The sequence below is a fragment of the Burkholderia sp. Bp9004 genome (assembly GCF_003858025.1).
GTDB lineage: Bacteria > Pseudomonadota > Gammaproteobacteria > Burkholderiales > Burkholderiaceae > Burkholderia > Burkholderia diffusa.
The window spans coordinates 1-20,296 of the sequence record NZ_QTQD01000023.1; the positions used below are offsets into that span (position 1 = coordinate 1).

Here is a 20,296-nt window from a genome sequence, read left to right on the forward strand (position 1 = left end):
TTAACAGCTTGCCGCTCTGTTTACAACTCCAACCCTAAAAACAAAAATGCCGTTCAGTTCTTAACTGAACGGCATTAGCCCCGAGGGGCGCCTTTTTCACTGCTGCATGACGATTGCCGCGAACCGCGCTCAATGTTGCCGCGCGATACCGATCTTCAGCATGACCTGATCGACGATCTGTTCGGGCGTCAGCTCGATGCTGACCACGATCGCTTCGTCCGGGCCCGGTTCCTCGAGCGTGTCGAGCTGGCTCTTCAGCAGCGACGGATCGAAGAAATGGCCGGTGCGGGTCTTCAGGCGCTCGTGCAACACCTCGAACGAACCCTTCAGATACACGAACCGCACGTCGGTATCGGAGCCGCGCAGCACGTCGCGGTACGACCGCTTCAGCGACGAGCAGGTGAACACGGCGGTCTCGCCGGCGCGCTGCTTCTCCTCGATGGCCTCGCGGATCGTGCGCAGCCACGGCCAGCGGTCGTCGTCGGTCAGCGGAATGCCGTTGTGCATCTTTTCCTTGTTCGCCGCGCTGTGAAACGCGTCGCCGTCGGTATAGCTGCACGACAGGCGTTCTGCCAGCATTTCGCCGATTCGCGATTTGCCCGCGCCCGACACGCCCATTGCGATCAGAATCATTGACTACCCCTTGTTACAAAACCACGCTCAGCAGCAGCGTAAAGCTCAGACCCAGCACCGAGATGATGGTTTCAAGCAGCGACCAGGTCTTGAACGTCTGGCCGACCGTCATCCCGAAATATTCCTTGATCAGCCAGAAGCCGCCGTCGTTCACATGCGAGAAGATCAGCGAGCCCGAGCCCGTCGCGAGCACGAGCAGCTCCGGACGAACCGCCGCGCCCGACGCCGCCGCGATCGGCGCGACGATGCCGCAGGCCGTCGTCATCGCGACCGTCGCCGAACCCGTTGCCAGACGCATCAGCGCCGCGACGAACCAGCCGAGCAGCAGCGGCGACAGGTGCGCGTGCTTCGCGGTCTCGACGATCTGCTGCGAGATCCCGCTGTCGCGCAGGACGCCGCCGAAGCCGCCGCCCGCACCGACGATCAGCGTGATGCCGGCGATCGGCGCCAGGCACTCGCCGCAGAACTTCTGGATCTGGTCGCGGTTGAAGCCCTGCAGCTTGCCGAACGTGAAGAAGCTCACCAGCACGGCGATCAGCAGCGCGACGTCGGAGTTGCCGGCAAAGCGCAGCAGGTTGTTCGGCAGCGACTTCGGTGCGAAAACCAGGTCGGCCCAGCTGCCGACGAGCATCAGCACGACGGGCAGCAGGATCGTGAACAGCGTGATGCCGAAACTCGGCAGCTCGCGCTTGCGACCGTCCGTGTGCGTATCGACGAACTGCGCTGCGAGCGGGTTGTTTTCCGGCAGCTTCACGAACTTCGAGATCATCAGCGCGAACAGCGGACCGGCGATGATCGCGGTCGGCACGCCAACGATCAGGCCGAACGCGATCGTCTTGCCGATATCGGCGCCGTATTGCTGAACGGCCAGCAGCGCGGCCGGGTGCGGCGGAATCAGCCCGTGCACGACGGACAGGCCGGCCACCATCGGCAGACCGACGACGAGCAGCGATTTGCCGGTGCGCTTCGCGACGTTGAACGCGATCGGGATCAGCAGCACGAAGCCGACTTCGAAGAACACCGGCAAGCCGACGATGATCGCAACGAACATCATCGCCCAGTGGATGTTCTTTTCACCGAACCAGTCGATCAGCGTGGTCGCGATCCGTTCGGCGCCGCCCGATTCGGCCATCATCTTGCCGAGCATCGTGCCGAGGCCGACGACGATCGCGATGTGGCCGAGCGTGCCGCCCGTGCCCGTTTCGAACGACTTGACGATCTTGTCCATCGGCATGCCGACGACGAGACCCAGGCCCAGCGAAACGATGATCAGCACCAGGAACGGGTAGATCTTGTAGCGCGCGATCATCAGGATCAGCGCGGCAATCGCGATCAGCGTGAATACGAGCAGCATGCTGCCTTGGACAGCCCCCATGTGGCACTCCTCCTTGAATTGTTCGAAACCGGGCGAGCTGTTGCGAGTATGCCCGGCTATGCAGGTCTCCGAAACACGGGGGGCACCCACCCCGTGAGGACGCTGAATTTTACTTATCTTTACGGCCCACGGATAGAACCGGTTCCATCAGCAAAAACCCTCGGTAAAACAAGCATTAAGCGCTTGTTTGCCGAGGGTCAAGGGCGTAACGTTCGCAAGCCCCGTTACTGGCGCGAACAGGCCCTTATCATTTCGTACAAGTATTAACGGTGAAGCTGGCTCGCGGCTTGCGCGAGACGCGTGACCTCGGCCCAGTCCTGCGCGGCGAGCGCGGCCTTCGGCGTGAGCCACGAACCGCCGACGCACACGACGTTCGGCAGCTTCAGGAAATTCGGCGCGGTATCGACCGTGATGCCGCCCGTCGGGCAGAACTTCAGCGCCGGGAACGGGCCGTGGAACGCCTGCAGCATCGGCACGCCGCCGGCCTGCTGCGCGGGGAAGAACTTGACGATGTCGTAGCCGAATTCGAGCGCCTGAATGATGTCGCTCGGCGTCATCACGCCCGGCAGCAGCGGCAGGCCGGCGTCGAGCGACGCGAGGTGCAGGTCCTTCGTCAGGCCCGGCGACACGCCGAACTTCGCGCCGGCCTTCTTCGCCTGCGCGCAGTGCTCGGGCTTCGTGATCGTGCCGACGCCGACGACGATGTCGTCCGCGAGCTGGCTCGCGCGCTGGATCGCCTCCAGGCCCGCCGGCGTACGCAGCGTGATCTCGAGCACCTTGACGCCGCCCGCGTGCAACGCGCGCGACACGTGTTCGCCCTGCTCGACCGAGTCGAATGCGAGCACCGGAATCACCGGGCCCAGCTTCACGATTTCAGCAATCGTCTTCATCAAATTCGCTCCTTGAAATTCATGCAGAGACGCGGACGGCCGCTTCGCCGACCAGCGCCCCGAAAACCGATGCGCCCTGCTCGGCCGGCGCGGCCGCCGCGCGGAACACGCCGAACAGTTCGCGCCCGAAACCGACCTCGTTCTCGGCCTGGTGCAGCGGCTGCGCGACCGGGCGCGCCTGCCACTCGGCGTCGTCGACCTCGATGTCGAGAATGCCGGCTTCCGCGTCGATCACGAGCGTGTCGCCCGTCTTGACCTTGCCGAGCGGGCCGGCCAGCAGCGCTTCCGGCGACACGTGGATCACGGCCGGCACCTTGCCCGACGCACCGGACATGCGGCCGTCGGTCACGAGCGCGACGTGGAAGCCCTGATCCTGCAGCACGCCGAGCAGCGGCGTCAAACGGTGCAACTCGGGCATCCCGTTGGCGCGCGCGCCCTGGAAGCGCACGACCGCGACGAAATCGCGCTTCAGCTCGCCGCGATCGAAGGCCTCCTGCACGGCTTCCTGCGAATCGAATACGATCGCGGGCGCTCTCACCTTGCGGTGCTCGGGCGCGACCGCCGAAATCTTGATCACGCCGCGGCCGAGCCGGCCCTGCATCAGGCGCAGGCCGCCGTCCGGCTGGAACGGGTCGCGAATGCCGCGCAGCACCTTGGTGTCGTGGCTCTCGGCCGTGCCGTCGACCCACGTCAGCTTGCCGTCGATCAGCTTCGGCTCCTTCGTGTAATGCGACAGGCCCTTGCCTGCGACGGTCGTCACGTCTTCGTGCAGCAGCCCGCCTTCGAGCAGATTGCGCACCAGGAACGCGACGCCGCCCGCCGCGTGGAAATGGTTCACGTCGGCCTTGCCGTTCGGGTAGATCTTCGCAAGCAGCGGCACGACCGCCGACAACTCGTCGAAATCGTTCCAGTCGATCAGGATGCCGGCCGCGCGCGCGATCGCGACGAGGTGCAGCGTGTGGTTGGTCGAGCCGCCCGTCGCGAGCAGCGCGACGATCCCGTTGACGATCGCCTTCTCGTCGATCACATGGCCGATCGGCGTGTACTGGCCGCGTTCGACCGTCAGGTCGAGCACGCGGCGCGCGGCTTCGGCGGTCAGTGCGGTACGCAGCGGCGTGTGCGGATGAACGAACGCCGAACCCGGCAGGTGCAGGCCCATCAGTTCCATCAGCATCTGGTTGCTGTTCGCGGTGCCGTAGAACGTGCAGGTGCCGTGGCCGTGATACGCGGCCGATTCCGCTTCGAGCAGCGCGTCGCGGCCGACCTGGCCGGTCGCGAATTGCTGGCGGATCTTCGCCTTGTCGTCGTTCGACAGGCCGCTCGTCATCGGGCCGGCCGGCACGAAGATGGTCGGCAGGTGGCCGAACTGGAGCGCGCCGATCAGCAGGCCCGGCACGATCTTGTCGCAGATGCCGAGGCAGAGCGCCGCGTCGAACATGTTGTGCGTGAGCGCGATCGCCGTGCCCATCGCGATCGCCTCGCGCGAGAACAGCGACAGCTCCATCCCCGGATTGCCTTGCGTGACGCCGTCGCACATCGCGGGCACGCCGCCCGCGAACTGCGCGACGCCGCCGTTCTCGCGTGCGGCGACCTTGATGATGTCAGGGAAGTCCTTGTACGGCGCGTGCGCGGACAGCATCTCGTTATACGAGGACACGATGCCGATGTTCGGCTCGCGGATCGCCTTGATCTGGAACTTGTCGCTGCCTTCGAGACCCGCGAAGCCGTGCGCGAGGTTCGCGCACGACAGTGCGCCACGCGCCGGGAACTTGCCTTGCGCGCCGTCGATGCGCTGCAGATAGGCGGAACGGGTCGATTGGCTGCGGGCGATCACGCGTTCGGTGACTTTCGCCAGGGTGGGGTGCAGCGACGTCATGCTGGGCGCTCCTGTATGCCGGACGACACCGGCGGTTGGAATCGTGGGGACGGTCGAGTGCGTCGACCGAACGAAGCCAGTCTAGTAGAAAAACTACAAGCATGCAATGCGGATCGTCATATGCGCAACCCCCATTCCCGCCACCAGCAAGGCTTTACCTAGTGAAAACCCTAATCATGAGCATTTGTCGCCTAGGAAATCGCTGACGATGGAGCTAGCATTTTCATGTAGATTTTCTACAATTCGATTGCGATACACTCGCTCATCCGAACCCGATTCTCATTCGCCGCCCCATGCTGCCTCGCATCGAAGCGATCCGCGCCGACCTGCGCCCGTCCGAGCGCAAGCTCGCCGACTACATTCTCGCCGCGCCGCGCGAGGTGCTCGACCTCGCAATGACCGAGCTGTCGACCCGCGCGGGCGTCAGCCAGCCGACCATCGCGCGCTTCTGCCAGGCGCTCGGCTGCAGCGGCTTTCGCGAATTCAAGATCCGGCTCGCGCAGAGCGTCGCGCCGGGCGTGTCGTCGGTCTATCGTGACGTCGAGCCCGACGAGCCCGCGCCCGGCATCATCGGCAAGGTGTTCGACCGCACGATCGGCGCGCTGATCGAAGTGCGCAACAGCCTGTCGGCCGGCAGCGTCGCCGACGCGATCGCCCTGCTGTCGAACGCGTCGCGCATCGAGTTCTACGGCGCCGGCGGCTCGGGCATCGCCGCGCAGGACATCCAGCACAAGTTCTTTCGGCTCGGCGTGCCGAGCGTCGCGTATTCGGACCCGCACACGTTCTCGATGTCGTCGGCGCTGCTCGGGCCGCACGACGTCGTCGTCGCGATCTCGAATACCGGCCGAACGCGCGATATCGTCGATGCCGCGCGCTCCGCGCTCGCGTGCGGCGCGAAGGTCGTCGCGATCACGCAGAGCCATTCGCCGCTCGCGAAGCTCGCGACGGTGAGCCTCGCGTCGAACGTGGCCGAGGAAACCGACGTGTTCTCGCCGATGACGTCGCGGATGTCGCATCTCGCGATCGGCGACATCCTCGCGGTCGGCGTTGCGCTGTCGCGCGGGCCCGCGCTCATGGAGCGCGTCGGCCGCGCGAAGGAAGCGATCACGCGCCGCCGGATCGACGACCCGACGAAGGAATGACGCATACGACGCGCAAATGAAAACGGCGCCCCGAGGGGCGCCGTTGCGCGTCGATCGACTGCCGGCATGCGGCCGCCGGAAAGTTCAGAACGGCTTGATCACGACCAGCGCGACCGCCACGAGCATGCCGAGCACCGGCAGCTCGTTGAACACGCGGTACCACTTGTCGGTGCGCTTGTTCTCTCCGCGCTCGAACACCCGCAGCAGGTGTCCGCAATACGCGTGGTAGATGACGAGCAGCAGCACCACCGTCACCTTCGCGTGGATCCAGCCCTGCCCTTGGCCGATGCCGATCACGAGCCAGAGCCACAGCCCGCACGCGAGCGCCGGCACGGCGATCATCGTCATGAAGCGGAACAGCTTGCGCGCCATCAGCAGCAGGCGCCGCACCGCGGCCGGATCGGTCTCCATGGCCAGGTTCACATAGATGCGCGGCAGGTAGAACAACCCCGCGAACCACGCGGCGATCAGAACGATGTGGAACGTCTTGACCCAGAGCATTGCCATCGGTTGTGCGCCTCGCGTTACTGACGGCCTTCGCCGTGCCCGAGCACGACGTACTTCAGCGACGTGAGCCCTTCCAGGCCCACGGGGCCGCGTGCGTGCAGCTTGTCGTTCGAGATGCCGATTTCCGCGCCGAGGCCGAATTCGAAGCCGTCCGCGAAGCGCGTCGACGCATTGACCATCACGCTGGCCGAGTCGACTTCGCGCAGGAAGCGCATCGCGCGGTCGTGATCCTCGGTGACGATCGCATCGGTGTGGTGCGAGCCGTAATGGTTGATGTGCTCGATCGCCGCGTCGAGGCCGTCGACGACCTTGATCGCGAGCACCGGCGCGAGATATTCGGTGTGCCAGTCTTCGTCGGTGGCGTCGACGAGCGGCCCGATGCCCGCCTCGGCGAGCACCGCGCGCGCGGCCGGATCGACGCGCAGCTCGACCTGCTTGTCGCGATACAGCTTGCCGAGCGGCGGCAACAGCGTCGCCGCGATGCCGCTCGAAACGAGCAACGTTTCCATCGTGTTGCAGGTGCCGTATCGGTGCGTCTTCGCGTTGTCGCACACCGTCAGCGCCTTGGCGAGATCGGCACGATCGTCGACGTACACGTGGCAGATACCATCGAGGTGCTTGATCATCGGCACACGTGCCTCGTTGATCAGGCGCTCGATCAGGCTCTTGCCGCCGCGCGGCACGATCACGTCGACGTATTCGGTCATCGTGATCAGCTTGCCGACCGCCGCGCGATCGGCTGTCGCGACGACCTGCACGGCATCCTGCGGCAGGCCGGCCGCCTCGAGCCCTTCGCCGATCAGCTTCGCGAGCGCCGCGTTCGATTCGAGCGCCTCGGAGCCGCCGCGCAGGATCGTCGCGTTACCCGACTTCAGGCACAGCGCGGCCGCGTCAATCGTCACGTTCGGGCGCGACTCGTAGATGATGCCGATCACGCCGAGCGGCACGCGCATCTGGCCGACCTGGATCCCGCTCGGGCGGTACTTGAGATTGCCGATCTCGCCGATCGGATCGGCCAGCGACGCAACCTGGCGCAGGCCTTCGACCATCGTCTTCAGCGCCTTGTCCGACAGCGTCAGGCGGTCGATGAACGCCGCATCGAGCCCCTTTTCACGGGCACGGGCGACGTCGCGTGCATTCGCATCCTTCAGCGCCTGCGCGTCGCGCTCGATCGCGCGGGCCACGGCGTCGAGCGCCGCGTTCTTCGCGGCCGTGCTGGCGCGCGCCATCGCGCGGGAAGCGTGCCGGGCACGGCGGCCCAGGTCCGTCATGTACTGGTCGATATCCATCGTGTGACTCGAAAAGCGAGCCGCTTGGCGCGGCGTGAATTCGTGGGAAGCGTGGAGCGCGGCGGCAAGCGGGCCGCGCCAGCTATCGGAACATTGTAAGCGGGTTGCGATGCGTGCGCTGAAGGCCCGGACGGGGCTTAACGACGCACGCGACCCGCGGTCGGCGGTCGCTCGCCGCGCGCGCCCGCTACCGTCATCGCGAGCTGGAACAGGCCGTCCCACGGATCGGGCGGTGGATCGTCCTGCGTGCGGCGGCCCGGTGCGACGGCCGACAGCCCCTTCACCTGCCGGTCGAGCTTCGCGGCGAACGCGAGCGCCTTCTCGAGAACCGCTTCCGACACGCGGTTCAGCGCGGGGCCGATCAGCCGTTCGCGCGGCCCCCACACGCGGTTCTCGCGCAGCAGCGTGGCGAGCGGCTTGCCGGCCGTCGCCCCGCGCTTGATCCGCAACAGCGTGCGCAATTCCTCGACGACGGCCCACATCACGAGCACGATCGCCTCGCCCTCGCCCTTCAACCCGTCGATCATCCGCGCGAGCCGTGCTGCGTCGCCCGCGAGCATCGCCTCATTCAGCTTGAAGACGTCGTAGCGCGCGACGTTCAACACCGCGTCGTGCACGTGCTCGAACGACAGCACGCCCTGCGGATAGAGCAGCCCAAGCTTCTGGATTTCCTGGTGCGCGGCGAGCAGGTTGCCCTCGACGCGCTCCGCGATGAACTGAAGCGCACGCCGGCCATCGTCGCCGGCCGCGACGCGCTGGCCCTGCATCGACAGACGCTGGCCGATCCAGTTCGGCAGTTGCGCGCGGTCGACCGGATCGATCTTCAGCGCGACGCCGCCGTTCTGCAGCGCGGTAAACCACGCGGATTTCTGCGTGGCCGCATCGAGACGCGGCAACGTGACGAGCATCAGCGCGTCGGGATTGGGCGTGGCCGCGAGCGTCTTCAGCGCGTCGGCGCCTTCCTTGCCGGGCTTGCCCGACGGAATGCGCAACTCGATCAGCTGACGCTCGCCGAACAGCGACATCGCCTGGGTCGCGCCGAGCAGCACGCTCCAGTCGAAGCCGCGCTCGACCGTGTGCACCGAACGTTCGGTGAAGCCGGCCGCGCGCGCAGCCGCACGAATGCGGTCGCACGCTTCCTGCGCGAGCAGCGGCTCGTCGCCGTAGACGGTGTAGAGTCCGGCCAACCCCTTCGCGAGGTGCGGCTCCAGCGCATCAAGTCGCAATTGCATCGGTGCGTGCGCCGTCGATCAGAGCGGCGGTGGCGGCAGGGGCGCGCCCGGCGCGACGCCCGGCACCACGTCCTCCGGCGCCGGCGTCAGCGAGTGGACGATCGCGAGACGCCGCATCAGCTGGTCGACCGCGTCGTTCTGCATGTCCGCGTACAGGATGTCGGCTTCCTGCGCCTTCGCGTTCGTGTACTGGTCGCTGTACGTCATCGCGCGGTTCAGCGCGATCGCGCTCGGCGGGATCAGCACGGTGCCGTCCTTGCTCGTCAGCGTGTAGTTCAGCGTATAGAACAGCGCGTATTCCTGCGCCGACCCATACTTGTTGAGCGTCAGCGTGTTCTGCCCGCGCGACTCCCACATGCGCAGCACGGCGTCGGCGTCGTCCGCCGACTTGACGATCTTCGTGTCGCTGCCGGCCTCGACGAGACGCGTCAGCCGCGCCTCGACGGGCGCGGGCGCGCCGGCCACCAGCAGGTGCTTGAACGCATAGTCCTGCTGGCCGCGCAGCTGGAAGCCGCATGCCGACAGCGCGACCGCGCTGCCGACGAGCATCAAAAACGATCTGCGGATCACCTTCGCTCCTTCTGGGTACGTCAGACGGCCGGCGGCCGTCAGACGACGATGTTCACGAGGCGGCCCGGCACGACGACGATCTTCTTCGCCGGCTTGCCGTCGCTGAACTTCGCGAACGCGTCGTCGGCCACCGCCGCTGCTTCGATCGCCTCGCGGCTCGCGTCCTTCGCGACCTTCAGCGCGCCGCGCACCTTGCCGTTCACCTGCAGCACGAGTTCGATCTCGGCCTGCTCGAGCGCGGCCTCGTCGACCTTCGGCCACGGTGCATCGAGCAGCGGGCCGAATTCGTCCGCGTAGCCGAGCGCCTTCCACAGCTCGAACGTGACGTGCGGCACGACCGGATACAGCACGCGCAGCAGCACGCCGTACGTTTCGCGCAGCACGCCGGGCGTCGCGCCCTTCGCGCCGTCGATCGCGTTCAGCATCTTCATCGCGGCCGACACGACCGTGTTGTATTGCAGACGCTGGTAGTCGAAATCAGCCTGCTTCAGCACGCTGTAGATCTCGCGGCGCAGTGCCTTGTCGGCGTCGCCGAGCGCGGCCGCGTCGAAGCCCGCACGCGCGGCGAGCGCTTCACGATTCGTCGCGCCGAAGCTCCACACGCGGCGCAGGAAGCGGCTCGCGCCCTCGACGCCCGCGCCCGACCACTCGAGCTGCTGCTCGGGCGGTGCGGCGAACATCGTGAACAGGCGCGCGGTATCGGCGCCGTACTGGTCGATCAGCACCTGCGGATCGACGCCGTTGTTCTTCGACTTCGACATCTTCTCGATGCCGCCGAGCACGACCGGCTGGCCGTCGGTGTTCAGCGTGGCGCCGACCGGGCGGCCCTTGTCGTCGTGCGTGACCGTCACGTCGGCCGGGTTGTACCAGGTCTTCTTGCCCGCCGCGTCTTCGCGGTAGAACGTCTCGTTCAGCACCATGCCCTGCGTCAGCAGGTTCTTCGCCGGCTCGCCGAACTTCACGAGGCCGAGGTCGCGCATCACCTTGGTCCAGAAGCGCGAATACAGCAGGTGCAGGATCGCATGCTCGATGCCGCCGATGTACTGATCCATCGGCATCCAGTAATCGGTGCGCGCGTCGACCATCGTCTCGGCGTCCGGCGCCGTGTAGCGCGAGAAGTACCACGACGAATCGACGAACGTGTCCATCGTGTCGGTTTCGCGCTTCGCGGCCGCGCCGCACTTCGGGCACGTGCAGTTCAGGAACGCTTCCGACTTCGCGAGCGGGTTGCCCGAGCCGTCCGGCACGAGGTCTTCCGGCAGTACGACCGGCAGGTCCTGCTCCGGCACCGGCACGTCGCCGCACGACGGGCAATGGATGATCGGGATCGGCGTGCCCCAGTAGCGCTGGCGCGACACGCCCCAGTCGCGCAGGCGCCACGTGACCTGCTTGTCGCCGAAGCCGCCGGCCTTCAGGTCGGCCGCGATCGCATCGACCGCCGCGCCATATGCCAGGCCGTCGTACTTGCCGCTGTTGACGCAGACCGCGACTTCCTTGTCGCCGTACCACTCCTGCCAAGCGTCGAGCGAGTACGTCTGGCCTTCGGCCGCGATCACCTGCTTGATCGGCAGGTCGTATTTCTTCGCGAACGCGAAGTCGCGCTCGTCGTGTGCCGGCACGCCCATCACCGCGCCTTCGCCGTAGCTCATCAGCACGTAGTTGCCGATCCACACCTCGACGGGTTCGCCCGTCAGCGGATGCGTGACCGAGAAGCCCGTCGCGACGCCTTTCTTCTCCATCGTCGCGACGTCGGCCTCGGCGACGCCGCCGCGCTTGCATTCGTCGATGAACGCCTGCAGTTCCGGCTTGCCCTGCGCAAGGCGCGTGGCGAGCGGATGCTCGGCCGCGATCGCGCAGAACGTGACGCCCATGATCGTGTCGGCACGCGTCGTGAACACGCGCAGCAGCTTCTTTTCGCCGTCGAGTTCGTACGGGAAGCCGAAGTTCACGCCGAAACTCTTGCCGATCCAGTTCTGCTGCATGATCTTCACGCGCTCGGGCCAGCCGAGGCCGTCGAGATCGTTCAGCAGCTCATCCGCGTACTGCGTGATCCGCAGGTAGTACATCGGGATCTCGCGCTTTTCGACGAGCGCGCCCGAGCGCCAGCCGCGGCCGTCGATCACCTGCTCGTTCGCGAGCACGGTCTGGTCGACCGGGTCCCAGTTCACGGTGCCCGTCTTCTTGTACGCGATACCCTTCTCGAGCATCTTCAGGAACAGCCACTGGTTCCATTTGTAGTAGTCGGGCTTGCACGTCGCGATCTCGCGCGACCAGTCGATCGCGAGGCCCATCGACTGCATCTGGCCCTTCATGTAGTCGATGTTGTCGTAGGTCCACTTCGCGGGCGGCACGCCGTTCGCCATCGCGGCGTTCTCGGCCGGCATCCCGAACGCATCCCAGCCCATCGGCATCAGCGTGTTGTAGCCGTTCATCCGCAGATAGCGGTACATCACGTCGTTGATCGTGTAGTTGCGCACGTGACCCATGTGCAGCTTGCCGGACGGGTACGGCAGCATCGACACGCAGTAGAACTTCGGCTTCTGCGAATCTTCCTTCGTCTTGTAGGCATCGGCTGCGCGCCAGTCGCCCTGGGCGGCGGCTTCGACGTCGGCGGGTACGTATCTCTCGTGCATGGTGTGGTTCGGACTAGGCTTTAAGCGGCGCGCCACGAGGCGGGCACGCGGAAGTGGACGAAATCGGGCAGCCCGGCGGCGGGAGCAGGCTCACGGTTCTCGGGCCTGCCTCATGGTTCCGGATATTCGCCGGGTAACCCGGAGGGTCTCCAGGTTACCCGGCGAAACCCTGCCAACCGGGCGGAAACGACGATTATACCGTCCGTGGCGGGCGGGACGGCCGGTCTCGCGGGCTGGCCATGCATTCTTGCCCGCCCCGGCGCGCGAGCGGGCTGCGCGTCAGCGTGCCGCGCCCGTGGCCGCCGGTGCGGCGGCACCCGTCGGCGGCACGTCGGTGACGAAGCCGATCCGCGTGAGGCCCGCGGCCTGCGCGGCGCCCATCACCTGCGCGATCACCTCGTAGCGGGTCGCGCGCGATGCGCGCAGCCGCAACTCGGGCGGCGCGGCGCCCGCGGCGGCGGCCCGGAAGCGCGCCGGCAGCGCGTCGAGTGCGACGGGCGCGTCGTCCCAGTAGAGTTTGCCGGCGTCGTCGATCGACAGCGTGACCGATTGCGGCGTGTCGCGCGCGACGCTGGCCGCGACCTTCGGCAGGTCGAGCCGGATCGCGTGCGTCATCAGCGGCGCGGTGATGATGAAGATGACGAGCAGCACGAGCATCACGTCGATCAGCGGCGTCATGTTGATCTCCGCCATCGGCGCGGACGTCTTGTGGTGCTCCAGTCCGCCGAATGCCATGGTCGCTCCTCCGGAATACGCGCGTCAGGCTTCCTGCGCGCACACGAACACGTGCAGGTCGCGCGCGAAGCCGTCGAGTTCCTCGGCGAGCTGGCGCACGAGCCGCCCGAGGATGTTGTAGGCGAGCACCGCGGGGATCGCGACGACCAGCCCGAACGCGGTCATGATCAGCGCCTCGCCGACCGGCCCCGCGACGTTCTCGATCTGCGCCTGCCCGCTCGCGGCGATGCTGCCGAGCGCGTGATAGATGCCCCATACGGTGCCGAGCAGGCCGACGAACGGCGCGGTGCTGCCGATCGACGCGAGCAGCACCTGACCGAACTCGAGACGGCGCTGCGAGCGCAGCATCGCGTGACGCAGCGCGCGCAGCACGCGTTCGCTGCGCTCGACTCGCGCGGCGAGCGCGGCCGGATCATGTTCGTCGGCCGCATCGCGCGCCGCTTCGGCGAGCGGTACGAACACGCGCTCGCGATCGGCACCGGCGAGCGCGGCGATGCCCGCGTCGAGCGACGCCGCGCGCCAGAACGAGGCGAGCGCCCGCGGCCCCTGGCGCTTCGCGCGGACCAGCAGCCAGGCTTTCATGAGGAGGAAGCACCAGCTGGCGACGGACATCGCCAGCAGCACGTAGGCGACGGCGTGCGTGATCGCATCGCCGCTTTCGAGGTAGTGGACAACGCCGGTGGGAATCGCCATCGGAGTTTCCCCGTGAGGGTCAGCGCAGGCCGAGCACGTCCTGCATGTCGAACAGGCCGGCGCCGCGCGCCGACAGGAAGCGGACCGCACGCAGCGCGCCCTGCGCGTACGATACGCGGCTCGACGACTTGTGCGTGATCTCGATCCGTTCGCCGATCCCGGCGAACAGCACGGTGTGATCGCCGACGATATCGCCGCCGCGCACGGCCGCAAAGCCGATCGTCGACGGATCGCGTTCGCCCGTCACGCCCTGGCGGCCGTACACCGCACATTCGTCGAGCGAGCGCCCGAGCGCGCCGGCAACGGCCTCGCCCATCATCAGCGCCGTGCCCGACGGCGCGTCGACCTTGTGACGGTGGTGCGCCTCGATGATCTCGATGTCGTAGCCGTGCGAGAAATGCTTTGCCGCGAATTCGAGCAGCTTCAGCGTGACGTTCACGCCGACGCTCATGTTCGCCGCGAACACGATGCCGATCTTGCCTGCCGCGGCCTGCAGCTCGGCCTTCTGCTCGGCGGTGAAGCCGGTCGTGCCGATCACGAGCTTCACGTCGTGGCGCAGCGCGGCCGCGACGTGCGCGATCGTGCCTTCCGGCCGCGTGAAGTCGATCAGGTAGTCGGCCTGCGCGAATACGGCGTCGAGGTCGTCGGTCAGCTTGATCCCGGTTTCCTTGCCGAGGAACGCGCCCGCGTCCTGACCGAGGAACGGCGAATCGGCGCGGTCGAGCGCGCCGACGAGCTGCGCGTCGGAATCGTTGAGAACGGCTTCGATCAGCATCCGGCCCATACGGCCCGATGCACCGGCAATCGCAATCTTCATGGCTTTCTACACGACAGGTCTAAAGGCGGGCGGCGCATGCCGCCCTGTTTCCGCTCGCCGGCCGCTTACTGCGACTGGGCCGGCGCGGTGAGCGGCTGGTTCTGCAGGTTGTCCGAACCCCGCGGGCCGACCGGCGGCGACGCCTCGCTCGACACGTTCGGCTGCGGCGGGCGATGGAACTGGAATTGCGGCTGGATCGCCGGCGCGGCGCCCGGCGGCTGGCCGCCCGGCACCGGCGCGCCGCCCGAAGCCTGCGCGGACGGCGTGAAGCGGCGGGCGGTCGTGCCCTGCCCCGACACCTGGTTGGTCGCGCGGTTCGCCGCGCGCGCCGCCTGGGCGTTGGCATCCTGGTCGACCGCCACGCCGGAAACCGGCTCGGCGGATGCGGTCGCGGCCGCCTGCGCGGCGCTCGCGGCAGCAGCGGCTTCGGACGCCTTCTTCGCCGCGGCCGCGGCCTTCGCCTTCTTGCCGCCGCGATCGCCGTCGATATCGGCCAGCAGGTCGAGCTCGGAAGGCAGGTTCTCGGCACCCGTCCAGCTCGCGAGGCGATCGCCCGAGAACGTCAGCACGAGGTCGCGCTGCTGGACGATCGACGTCGAGCCGCGCTTGAAGTAAAAGAGGTAATCCCAGCGGTCGGCATGAAACATGTCCGACAGCAGCGGCGTGCCGAGCAGCGCGCGGACCTGCTCGCGCGTCATTCCGGCCTGCAGCTGCGCGGCCTTCTCCTGCGACACGAAGTTGCCCTGCACGACAGTGATCCGATAGGGCGTGATGCTCTGCGCGATGCGCTGCGTCACGCTGTCGTACGACGAACAACCAGCCAGCGCGGCAACGGCGGCGGCAGCGATGATGGCACTCCGCATGCGACTCCTCTGAAGGTGCGAAAGAGATTCCGGGAACATTTCCGTCACCGTGCAGGCCCGCGTCGCGGGCCGCGCGTGTTTCTGGAACGGCGAAAAGCCGGTAACATTGAAGCCCTGCATTGTACTCTAGGGATGCCTAGCCATGACCAATCCGACGGATCTCAAGAATATCGGGCTAAAGGCCACCCTACCGCGCCTCAAGATTCTCGAGATCTTCCAGCAAAGCCCGGTGCGTCACCTGACGGCCGAAGACGTCTACCGCAATCTGCTCAACGAGCAGCTCGACATCGGGCTCGCCACCGTTTATCGCGTGCTGACGCAGTTCGAGCAGGCCGGCCTGCTCACGCGCAGCAACTTCGAATCCGGCAAGGCCGTGTTCGAACTGAACGAAGGCTCGCACCACGATCACCTCGTCTGCCTCGATTGCGGCCGCGTCGAGGAATTCTTCGACGCCGAGATCGAAGGCCGCCAGCAGGCGATCGCGAAGGAGCGCGGCTTCCGGCTCCAGGAACACTCGCTCGCGATGTACGGCTCCTGCACGACCGAGAACTGCCCGCACCGCAAGCACTGATCCGCACGCATCACGCCTGCGCCACGGCCCGGCCGGCATCTCGCCGCCCGGGCCGTGTTGTTTTCGGGATCGGAATGGAAAAGGCCCGCACGTTGCGCGCGGGCCGGTTCGGGAAAGTTTCCAATTGTGAGCGGCGAGCCATGCCGCCGCCGCACGGTGCGCGATGCTAGACGCCCGATGCCACCTTCGCCGCGCGTCAGGCCGCGCTCGCGCACGCCGGCGCGAACTCGAGCGCCCACGCGTCGTCGAGCGGAATCTCGTCGCAATTCGGCTGCGGGCCGCCGCGGTCGACGATCACGAAGTCGCTGACCGCGTCGAGCGCAAGCAGCGGATGGTGCCAGACGCCCTTCGCGTAGTTCACGCCCTGCCAGCCTTCGGCGAGAAACGCGCGCATCGCGTCGGGCCGGAACTCGCCGGCCGGCGCGACGACGATCGCGTAGCGCGACACGGCCGCGAGCGGAATGAACGCCTGGCTGCCGTGAGGATGGCGCTCCATCAGCGTGATCGCGACCGGCAGCGCGCGCGGCTGCGCGCGAAACACGCTGACGAGCGGCCGGCCGCCATCCGCGCAGACGTCGATCGTCGCGAGATCGTGGAAGCGCTCGGTCGTGCCGCCGTTGATCGGGAAGTGCCGCGCGCCTTCGAGCGCGATCACGTCGCCGAACGGCGCGAACGCCTCGCGGGTCAGGCGCTCGACGCGCAGGATGTGTGGTCCGCTCATGCCGATGCCTCCTTCAAGCCGGCTCGCCCCACAGACGCAGGCGCGACACGCCGCCGTCCGGGAAGATGTTGAAACGCACGTGCGTGACGGGGCCGAGTGCCGCGAGCTGGTCGAACGTATGCACGTGGTCCATCTGCAGCTTCTGCTCGCCGAGCAGCTCGGCCCAGAACATCGACTGCGTGACGAGCGAATCGTCGGTGCCACCCACGACCCGCGCGGCCTGCAGCGAACAGCGGTCGGGGAAGTTGCCCTTGAAGAACGCCGTATCGACCTCGACGCGCCGGATGATGCCCGGCCGCGCCAGCGCGACGATCGCCCAGTCGTTGCCGGGCTCGCGGCGGCGCCGCGTTTCCCAGCCGTCGCCCATGTTCGCGCCGCGCCCCGGCATCAGCATCTGCGAGGCCGGACCGAAGTGCTGGTTGTTCGCAGCCACCAGGTAGCCGCCGTTCTCGATCGCCGCGAGATCGACGAGCTCGCCGGCCGGCACGTGGCGCCAGTCGCGCTGCGGCTGGCCGTACACGCGCAGCCGCGCGAGCCCGCCGTCCGGATACAGGTTCACACGCAGGTGCGTGACCGGCTGCGCATCGTCAACGCTCACGTAGTGGTGCGAATTGCCCTGCAGCGTCGTCGCGGGGACGATCGTGCGCCATTCGGCGTCGTCCGGCGGCGTGGCCCCGTCCACTGCGCATGCCTCGATCGACGCGGCCGGCGGGAAGTTGCCGGTGAAGTGGCTCGTATCGAGATCGACGCCGTGAATCACGCCCGGCCGCGCGAGCCGGACCACGCAGAAGTCGTGGCCGGTGGTGCGCTTGCGGCGCGTTTCCCAGCCGTCCATCCACTTGCCGTGGTCGTCGTACTTGCCGGGAATGAAGACGGCCGGCTCGGGATTCAGCATGCGCTCCTTCGGCGCGAAGAATTCGTCGCTGGCGAAAAGCGCCTGCGCGCCCAGGCGCGGGTCGGCGAGGTTCATGTAGCGCCGCGTGAAGGCCGGCGCGTTCGGATCGAGGATGGGGGCTGCCATGTCGTCTCCATTATCTTGATGAGGGCCGGCGCATCGTCGCGCCGGCCGCAGGGAATTCGTTCGCGCGAAGCGGCCAGGGGAGCCGCTTCGCGCGAGGGCGCTCAGAGCGCGTGGGCCTGGTCGCCGGCGACCGGTGCGGCGCTCGCCTGTTCATCGGCCACGTAGCGCAGTTCGCGGTTCAGCACGCGCGTCGCGCGGGCCCGGTCGATGTCGTTCTCCCACACGGCGACGACCACCGTCGCGACGCAGTTGCCGATCAGGTTGGTCAGCGCGCGGGCGATGCCGACGAACCAGTCGACCGGCAGGATCAGCACGAGGCCGAGCACCGGAATCGCAGGAATCGCCGACAGCGTCGCCGCGAGGATCACGATCGCCGAACCCGGAATCCCGTGCGCGCCCTTCGACGTGACGAGCGATACCAGCAGCACGACGATCAGGTCATGCGTGGACAGCGGCGTATTGGTGGCCTGCGCGATGAACAGCACGGCGAGCGTCAGGTAGATCGAGAAGCCGTCGAGGTTGAACGAATAGCCGGTCGGGATCACCAGGCCGACCGTCGAATCCTTGATGCCCATGTATTCGAGCTTGCTCATCACCTGCGGCAGCACCGCGTCCGACGACGCCGTGCCGAGCACGATCGACAGTTCCTCGCGCAGGTAGCGGATCAGCTTGAACACCGAGAAGCCCGCGATGCGCATCACGATGCCGAGCACGACCGTGACGAACACGATGCAGCTCAGGTAGAACACCGCGACGAGGTAGCCGAGCTGCTTGAGCGACGCGACGCCGTACTTGCCGGTCGTGAACGCGATCGCGCCGAGCACGCCGAGCGGCGCGAGCTTGATGATGAAGCCGATGATGCGGAAGAACACGTGCGACAGCTCCTCGATCAGGCTGTTCACGCGCTGCGCCTTGTCGCCGAGCAGCGACAGCGCCGAGCCGAACAGCACCGCGAACACGAGGATCTGCAGGATGTCGCCCTTCGCGAACGCGTCGATCGCGGTCTCGGGGATGATCTTCATCAGGTAGCCGGCCGTGTCCTTCAGGCTTTCGGCGTTCTTCGCGTACGACGAGAGCGAGGCCGCGTCGAGCGAGTGCAGGTCGATGTTCATCCCGACGCCCGGGCGCGTCAGCCACGCGAGGACGAGCCCGATGCCGAGCGCGATCGTCGTCATCACCTCGAAGTAGACGACCGCCTTCAGGCCGACCCGGCCGACCTTCTTCAGGTCGCCCGCATTGGCCATCCCGCTGACCACGACGCAGAACACGATCGGGCCGATGACCATCTTGATGAGCTTCAGGAAGCCGTCGCCGAGCGGTCGCAGCGACTCGGCGAAATGCGGGAAGAACGCGCCGAGCGCGACCCCCAGGATTAATGCGACGACTACCCGGCCAAACAGCGAATTGAGGAATTTCGACACGGTGCTCTCCCGATCCAACGGTTGCAGTTTCGTCTGTTCATACTGGTAAGACCAGTGATGTTATGGTGGATAGTAGGAAGCCGATATAGTCGCGTCAAGGCCGAATAAAATAGGGATTTCCCGCCCATGCAGGGGCGGATCGTGACTTTCCCGTAGGCCGGTCATGCACCGCGCGCAGGCGGATTACAATGCCGGTCAGACCGGCCATCGTTCACATCATGAAAAACGTTCCGCACACCGTGACCGACGCCGCCATCGCGACGATCCGCGACCGGATCGAGGCAGGCGTGTATCCGGTCGGCAGCCTGCTGCCGGCCCAGCGCCAGCTCTCCGAGGAGCTGGAGATCAGCCGCGCGTCGCTGCGCGAGGCGCTCTCCACGCTCGAGGCGCTCGGGATGCTGCGCATCCGCGCCGGCAAGGGCGTGTATGTCGAAAGCGCCCAGGCGACGGCTGCCCATCCGTGGCAATTCGCCGAGCAGTCGTCGCCGCCCGACACGTACCAGATGCGCTATGCGCTCGAAGGATTCGCCGCGCGGATGGCCGCGCACGTCGTCACCGACGACGACATCGCATGGTTCGAGGACAACCTCGCCGACCTGCACGTCGCGCTGACCGACAGCGCACTCGACGAAGCGTCGCGGCTCGACTTCGACTTCCACATGCGGATCATCCATCTCGCGGGCAACGCGGCGATCGAGTCGGTGCTGCGCAGCAGCGCGGACATCATGAAGGAAAGCCAGCGCATGCCGTTCTACCGGCGCGAGCTGCTGCTGTCGACGTGGCACGAGCACCGCGCGATCGTCGACGCGCTGATCGCCCGCGATGCGGCCGCGGCCGGTACGGCGATCGAGACGCACATCGAGAACGCCGCGCAACGCGCGGGCATCTTCTTCCCGACGCCGGGCACCTGACGCCGCCGTCGGCCGGCGATCCCGGCCGCCGCGGCAGCCCATTCTCCGGTCGTGCCGGTCATCCCCCCGAAGGATCGCGATACGCGAGCGCGAAACCCGCATCGAGCCGCTCGTCGGCGAGCAGCGCCTCGATGCGCTCCTGCGGCATCGCGTCGATCGTCAGCGCAACGTTCGGGAAATCCACATGGAACGCGTCGATCAGCGAGCCGCTCAGGTAGACCGCGAAGGTCGGCATCATCGCGAGTCGCAGCGAACCGCTGGCGAGATCGGCAACGTCGTGTAGCGCCGCGCGCGCGTGACGCGCATAGGCCTCGCCGAATTCGGTGAGCTGCACCGCGCGGCAAGTCACGCAGTCGCCCGCTTTCGCGCCGGCCAATGAAACAGGCGCGCTCCGCA

The 20,296-nt window shown here is 67.1% G+C and carries 19 protein-coding genes and 1 pseudogene; 3 read left to right on the top strand and 17 right to left on the bottom strand.

Annotated elements, in window-relative coordinates; translation table 11 throughout:
- Positions 1 to 129 precede the first annotated feature (129 nt).
- The 4 genes from DIE08_RS23040 to edd form a co-directional block, all read right to left on the bottom strand.
- On the bottom strand, positions 130 to 633 hold the full coding sequence (locus tag DIE08_RS23040; RefSeq protein ID WP_124903752.1) for a gluconokinase: 504 nt from the start codon (positions 631 to 633) through the stop codon (positions 130 to 132).
- A 13-nt stretch (positions 634 to 646) separates the two neighbouring features.
- Positions 647 to 2,008 carry a GntP family permease gene (locus DIE08_RS23045; protein WP_059535304.1) on the bottom strand — a complete coding sequence of 454 codons (1,362 nt, stop codon included), beginning with the start codon at positions 2,006 to 2,008 and terminating at the stop codon, positions 647 to 649.
- 263 nt (positions 2,009 to 2,271) lie between these two features.
- Positions 2,272 to 2,898: a bifunctional 4-hydroxy-2-oxoglutarate aldolase/2-dehydro-3-deoxy-phosphogluconate aldolase gene (eda, locus tag DIE08_RS23055; RefSeq protein WP_124903754.1), complete on the bottom strand. Its 627-nt coding sequence runs from the start codon at positions 2,896 to 2,898 to the stop codon at positions 2,272 to 2,274.
- 19 nt (positions 2,899 to 2,917) lie between these two features.
- Positions 2,918 to 4,774, bottom strand: a complete 1,857-nt coding sequence (gene edd, locus DIE08_RS23060) for a phosphogluconate dehydratase (RefSeq protein ID WP_059608237.1) — start codon at positions 4,772 to 4,774, stop codon at positions 2,918 to 2,920.
- Between the two features lie 293 nt (positions 4,775 to 5,067).
- On the opposite strand from edd, the gene DIE08_RS23070 reads away from it, so the two are divergent.
- A complete protein-coding gene (locus DIE08_RS23070; RefSeq protein WP_059608236.1) occupies positions 5,068 to 5,916 on the top strand; it encodes a MurR/RpiR family transcriptional regulator in 849 nt (282 codons plus the stop codon).
- Between the two features lie 84 nt (positions 5,917 to 6,000).
- Here the strand turns inward: DIE08_RS23070 and DIE08_RS23075 are convergent, their stop codons facing one another.
- The 9 genes from DIE08_RS23075 to DIE08_RS23115 form a co-directional block, all read right to left on the bottom strand.
- Entirely contained in the window at positions 6,001 to 6,423 is a 423-nt protein-coding gene (locus DIE08_RS23075) for a CopD family protein (RefSeq protein WP_108064730.1), read from the bottom strand.
- A gap of 17 nt (positions 6,424 to 6,440) precedes the next feature.
- Complete coding sequence (locus tag DIE08_RS23080; RefSeq protein ID WP_124624826.1) at positions 6,441 to 7,712, bottom strand: glutamate-5-semialdehyde dehydrogenase; 1,272 nt, start codon at positions 7,710 to 7,712, stop codon at positions 6,441 to 6,443.
- Between the two features lie 137 nt (positions 7,713 to 7,849).
- On the bottom strand, positions 7,850 to 8,944 hold the full coding sequence (gene holA / locus DIE08_RS23085) for a DNA polymerase III subunit delta (protein ID WP_124903756.1): 1,095 nt from the start codon (positions 8,942 to 8,944) through the stop codon (positions 7,850 to 7,852).
- Between the two features lie 18 nt (positions 8,945 to 8,962).
- The gene (lptE, locus tag DIE08_RS23090; protein ID WP_059608233.1) at positions 8,963 to 9,514 is read right to left on the bottom strand and encodes an LPS assembly lipoprotein LptE; all 552 of its coding nucleotides are present in this window, start codon (positions 9,512 to 9,514) and stop codon (positions 8,963 to 8,965) included.
- Positions 9,515 to 9,552: 38 nt separating this feature from the next.
- On the bottom strand, positions 9,553 to 12,147 hold the full coding sequence (gene leuS / locus DIE08_RS23095; RefSeq protein ID WP_124903758.1) for a leucine--tRNA ligase: 2,595 nt from the start codon (positions 12,145 to 12,147) through the stop codon (positions 9,553 to 9,555).
- A gap of 279 nt (positions 12,148 to 12,426) precedes the next feature.
- Positions 12,427 to 12,882 (bottom strand): biopolymer transporter ExbD, encoded by a 456-nt coding sequence (locus DIE08_RS23100; RefSeq protein ID WP_124903760.1) that lies wholly within the window; start codon positions 12,880 to 12,882, stop codon positions 12,427 to 12,429.
- Between the two features lie 24 nt (positions 12,883 to 12,906).
- Positions 12,907 to 13,575 (bottom strand): MotA/TolQ/ExbB proton channel family protein, encoded by a 669-nt coding sequence (locus tag DIE08_RS23105; protein ID WP_059682572.1) that lies wholly within the window; start codon positions 13,573 to 13,575, stop codon positions 12,907 to 12,909.
- A gap of 19 nt (positions 13,576 to 13,594) precedes the next feature.
- Complete coding sequence (dapB, locus tag DIE08_RS23110) at positions 13,595 to 14,392, bottom strand: 4-hydroxy-tetrahydrodipicolinate reductase (RefSeq protein WP_059608229.1); 798 nt, start codon at positions 14,390 to 14,392, stop codon at positions 13,595 to 13,597.
- A 65-nt stretch (positions 14,393 to 14,457) separates the two neighbouring features.
- Positions 14,458 to 15,255, bottom strand: coding sequence for an outer membrane protein assembly factor BamE (locus tag DIE08_RS23115; protein WP_059608228.1), 798 nt, complete (start codon positions 15,253 to 15,255; stop codon positions 14,458 to 14,460).
- A gap of 142 nt (positions 15,256 to 15,397) precedes the next feature.
- Between DIE08_RS23115 and fur the strand changes: the two genes are divergently transcribed.
- The gene (gene fur, locus DIE08_RS23120; RefSeq protein ID WP_011350926.1) at positions 15,398 to 15,826 is read left to right on the top strand and encodes a ferric iron uptake transcriptional regulator; all 429 of its coding nucleotides are present in this window, start codon (positions 15,398 to 15,400) and stop codon (positions 15,824 to 15,826) included.
- Positions 15,827 to 16,022: 196 nt separating this feature from the next.
- On the opposite strand, the gene DIE08_RS23125 is transcribed toward fur, so the two are convergent.
- The 3 genes from DIE08_RS23125 to DIE08_RS23135 all read right to left on the bottom strand — a co-directional run bounded on the left by DIE08_RS23125 (position 16,023) and on the right by DIE08_RS23135 (position 18,989).
- Positions 16,023 to 16,547, bottom strand: coding sequence for an ureidoglycolate lyase (locus DIE08_RS23125; RefSeq protein WP_059535280.1), 525 nt, complete (start codon positions 16,545 to 16,547; stop codon positions 16,023 to 16,025).
- A 13-nt stretch (positions 16,548 to 16,560) separates the two neighbouring features.
- Positions 16,561 to 17,568 (bottom strand): allantoicase, encoded by a 1,008-nt coding sequence (gene alc, locus DIE08_RS23130; protein WP_124903762.1) that lies wholly within the window; start codon positions 17,566 to 17,568, stop codon positions 16,561 to 16,563.
- A gap of 101 nt (positions 17,569 to 17,669) precedes the next feature.
- Positions 17,670 to 18,989, bottom strand: a complete 1,320-nt coding sequence (locus DIE08_RS23135) for a C4-dicarboxylate transporter DctA (RefSeq protein WP_124624817.1) — start codon at positions 18,987 to 18,989, stop codon at positions 17,670 to 17,672.
- 188 nt (positions 18,990 to 19,177) lie between these two features.
- Here DIE08_RS23135 and DIE08_RS23140 point away from each other — a divergent pair, with 188 nt between their 5' ends.
- Positions 19,178 to 19,900, top strand: coding sequence for a FadR/GntR family transcriptional regulator (locus tag DIE08_RS23140; protein ID WP_174919958.1), 723 nt, complete (start codon positions 19,178 to 19,180; stop codon positions 19,898 to 19,900).
- A 58-nt stretch (positions 19,901 to 19,958) separates the two neighbouring features.
- Here DIE08_RS23140 and DIE08_RS23145 read toward each other — a convergent pair.
- Positions 19,959 to 20,246: pseudogene (locus DIE08_RS23145) on the bottom strand (LysR substrate-binding domain-containing protein); the annotation flags it as partial.
- Between the last annotated feature and the right edge of the window lie 50 nt (positions 20,247 to 20,296).

Bases quoted from the DNA above. Each gene is read 5' to 3' on its own strand.
- DIE08_RS23040 (WP_124903752.1), bottom strand. From the start codon at position 633: ATGATTCTGATCGCAATGGGCGTGTCGGGCGCGGGCAAATCGCGAATC.
- DIE08_RS23045 (WP_059535304.1), bottom strand. From the start codon at position 2,008: ATGGGGGCTGTCCAAGGCAGCATGCTGCTCGTATTCACGCTGATCGCG.
- eda (WP_124903754.1), bottom strand. From the start codon at position 2,898: ATGAAGACGATTGCTGAAATCGTGAAGCTGGGCCCGGTGATTCCGGTG.
- edd (WP_059608237.1), bottom strand. From the start codon at position 4,774: ATGACGTCGCTGCACCCCACCCTGGCGAAAGTCACCGAACGCGTGATC.
- DIE08_RS23070 (WP_059608236.1), top strand. From the start codon at position 5,068: ATGCTGCCTCGCATCGAAGCGATCCGCGCCGACCTGCGCCCGTCCGAG.
- DIE08_RS23075 (WP_108064730.1), bottom strand. From the start codon at position 6,423: ATGGCAATGCTCTGGGTCAAGACGTTCCACATCGTTCTGATCGCCGCG.
- DIE08_RS23080 (WP_124624826.1), bottom strand. From the start codon at position 7,712: ATGGATATCGACCAGTACATGACGGACCTGGGCCGCCGTGCCCGGCAC.
- holA (WP_124903756.1), bottom strand. From the start codon at position 8,944: ATGCAATTGCGACTTGATGCGCTGGAGCCGCACCTCGCGAAGGGGTTG.
- leuS (WP_124903758.1), bottom strand. From the start codon at position 12,147: ATGCACGAGAGATACGTACCCGCCGACGTCGAAGCCGCCGCCCAGGGC.
- DIE08_RS23100 (WP_124903760.1), bottom strand. From the start codon at position 12,882: ATGGCATTCGGCGGACTGGAGCACCACAAGACGTCCGCGCCGATGGCG.
- DIE08_RS23105 (WP_059682572.1), bottom strand. From the start codon at position 13,575: ATGGCGATTCCCACCGGCGTTGTCCACTACCTCGAAAGCGGCGATGCG.
- dapB (WP_059608229.1), bottom strand. From the start codon at position 14,392: ATGAAGATTGCGATTGCCGGTGCATCGGGCCGTATGGGCCGGATGCTG.
- DIE08_RS23115 (WP_059608228.1), bottom strand. From the start codon at position 15,255: ATGCGGAGTGCCATCATCGCTGCCGCCGCCGTTGCCGCGCTGGCTGGT.
- fur (WP_011350926.1), top strand. From the start codon at position 15,398: ATGACCAATCCGACGGATCTCAAGAATATCGGGCTAAAGGCCACCCTA.
- DIE08_RS23125 (WP_059535280.1), bottom strand. From the start codon at position 16,547: ATGAGCGGACCACACATCCTGCGCGTCGAGCGCCTGACCCGCGAGGCG.
- alc (WP_124903762.1), bottom strand. From the start codon at position 17,568: ATGGCAGCCCCCATCCTCGATCCGAACGCGCCGGCCTTCACGCGGCGC.
- DIE08_RS23140 (WP_174919958.1), top strand. From the start codon at position 19,178: ATGCCGGTCAGACCGGCCATCGTTCACATCATGAAAAACGTTCCGCAC.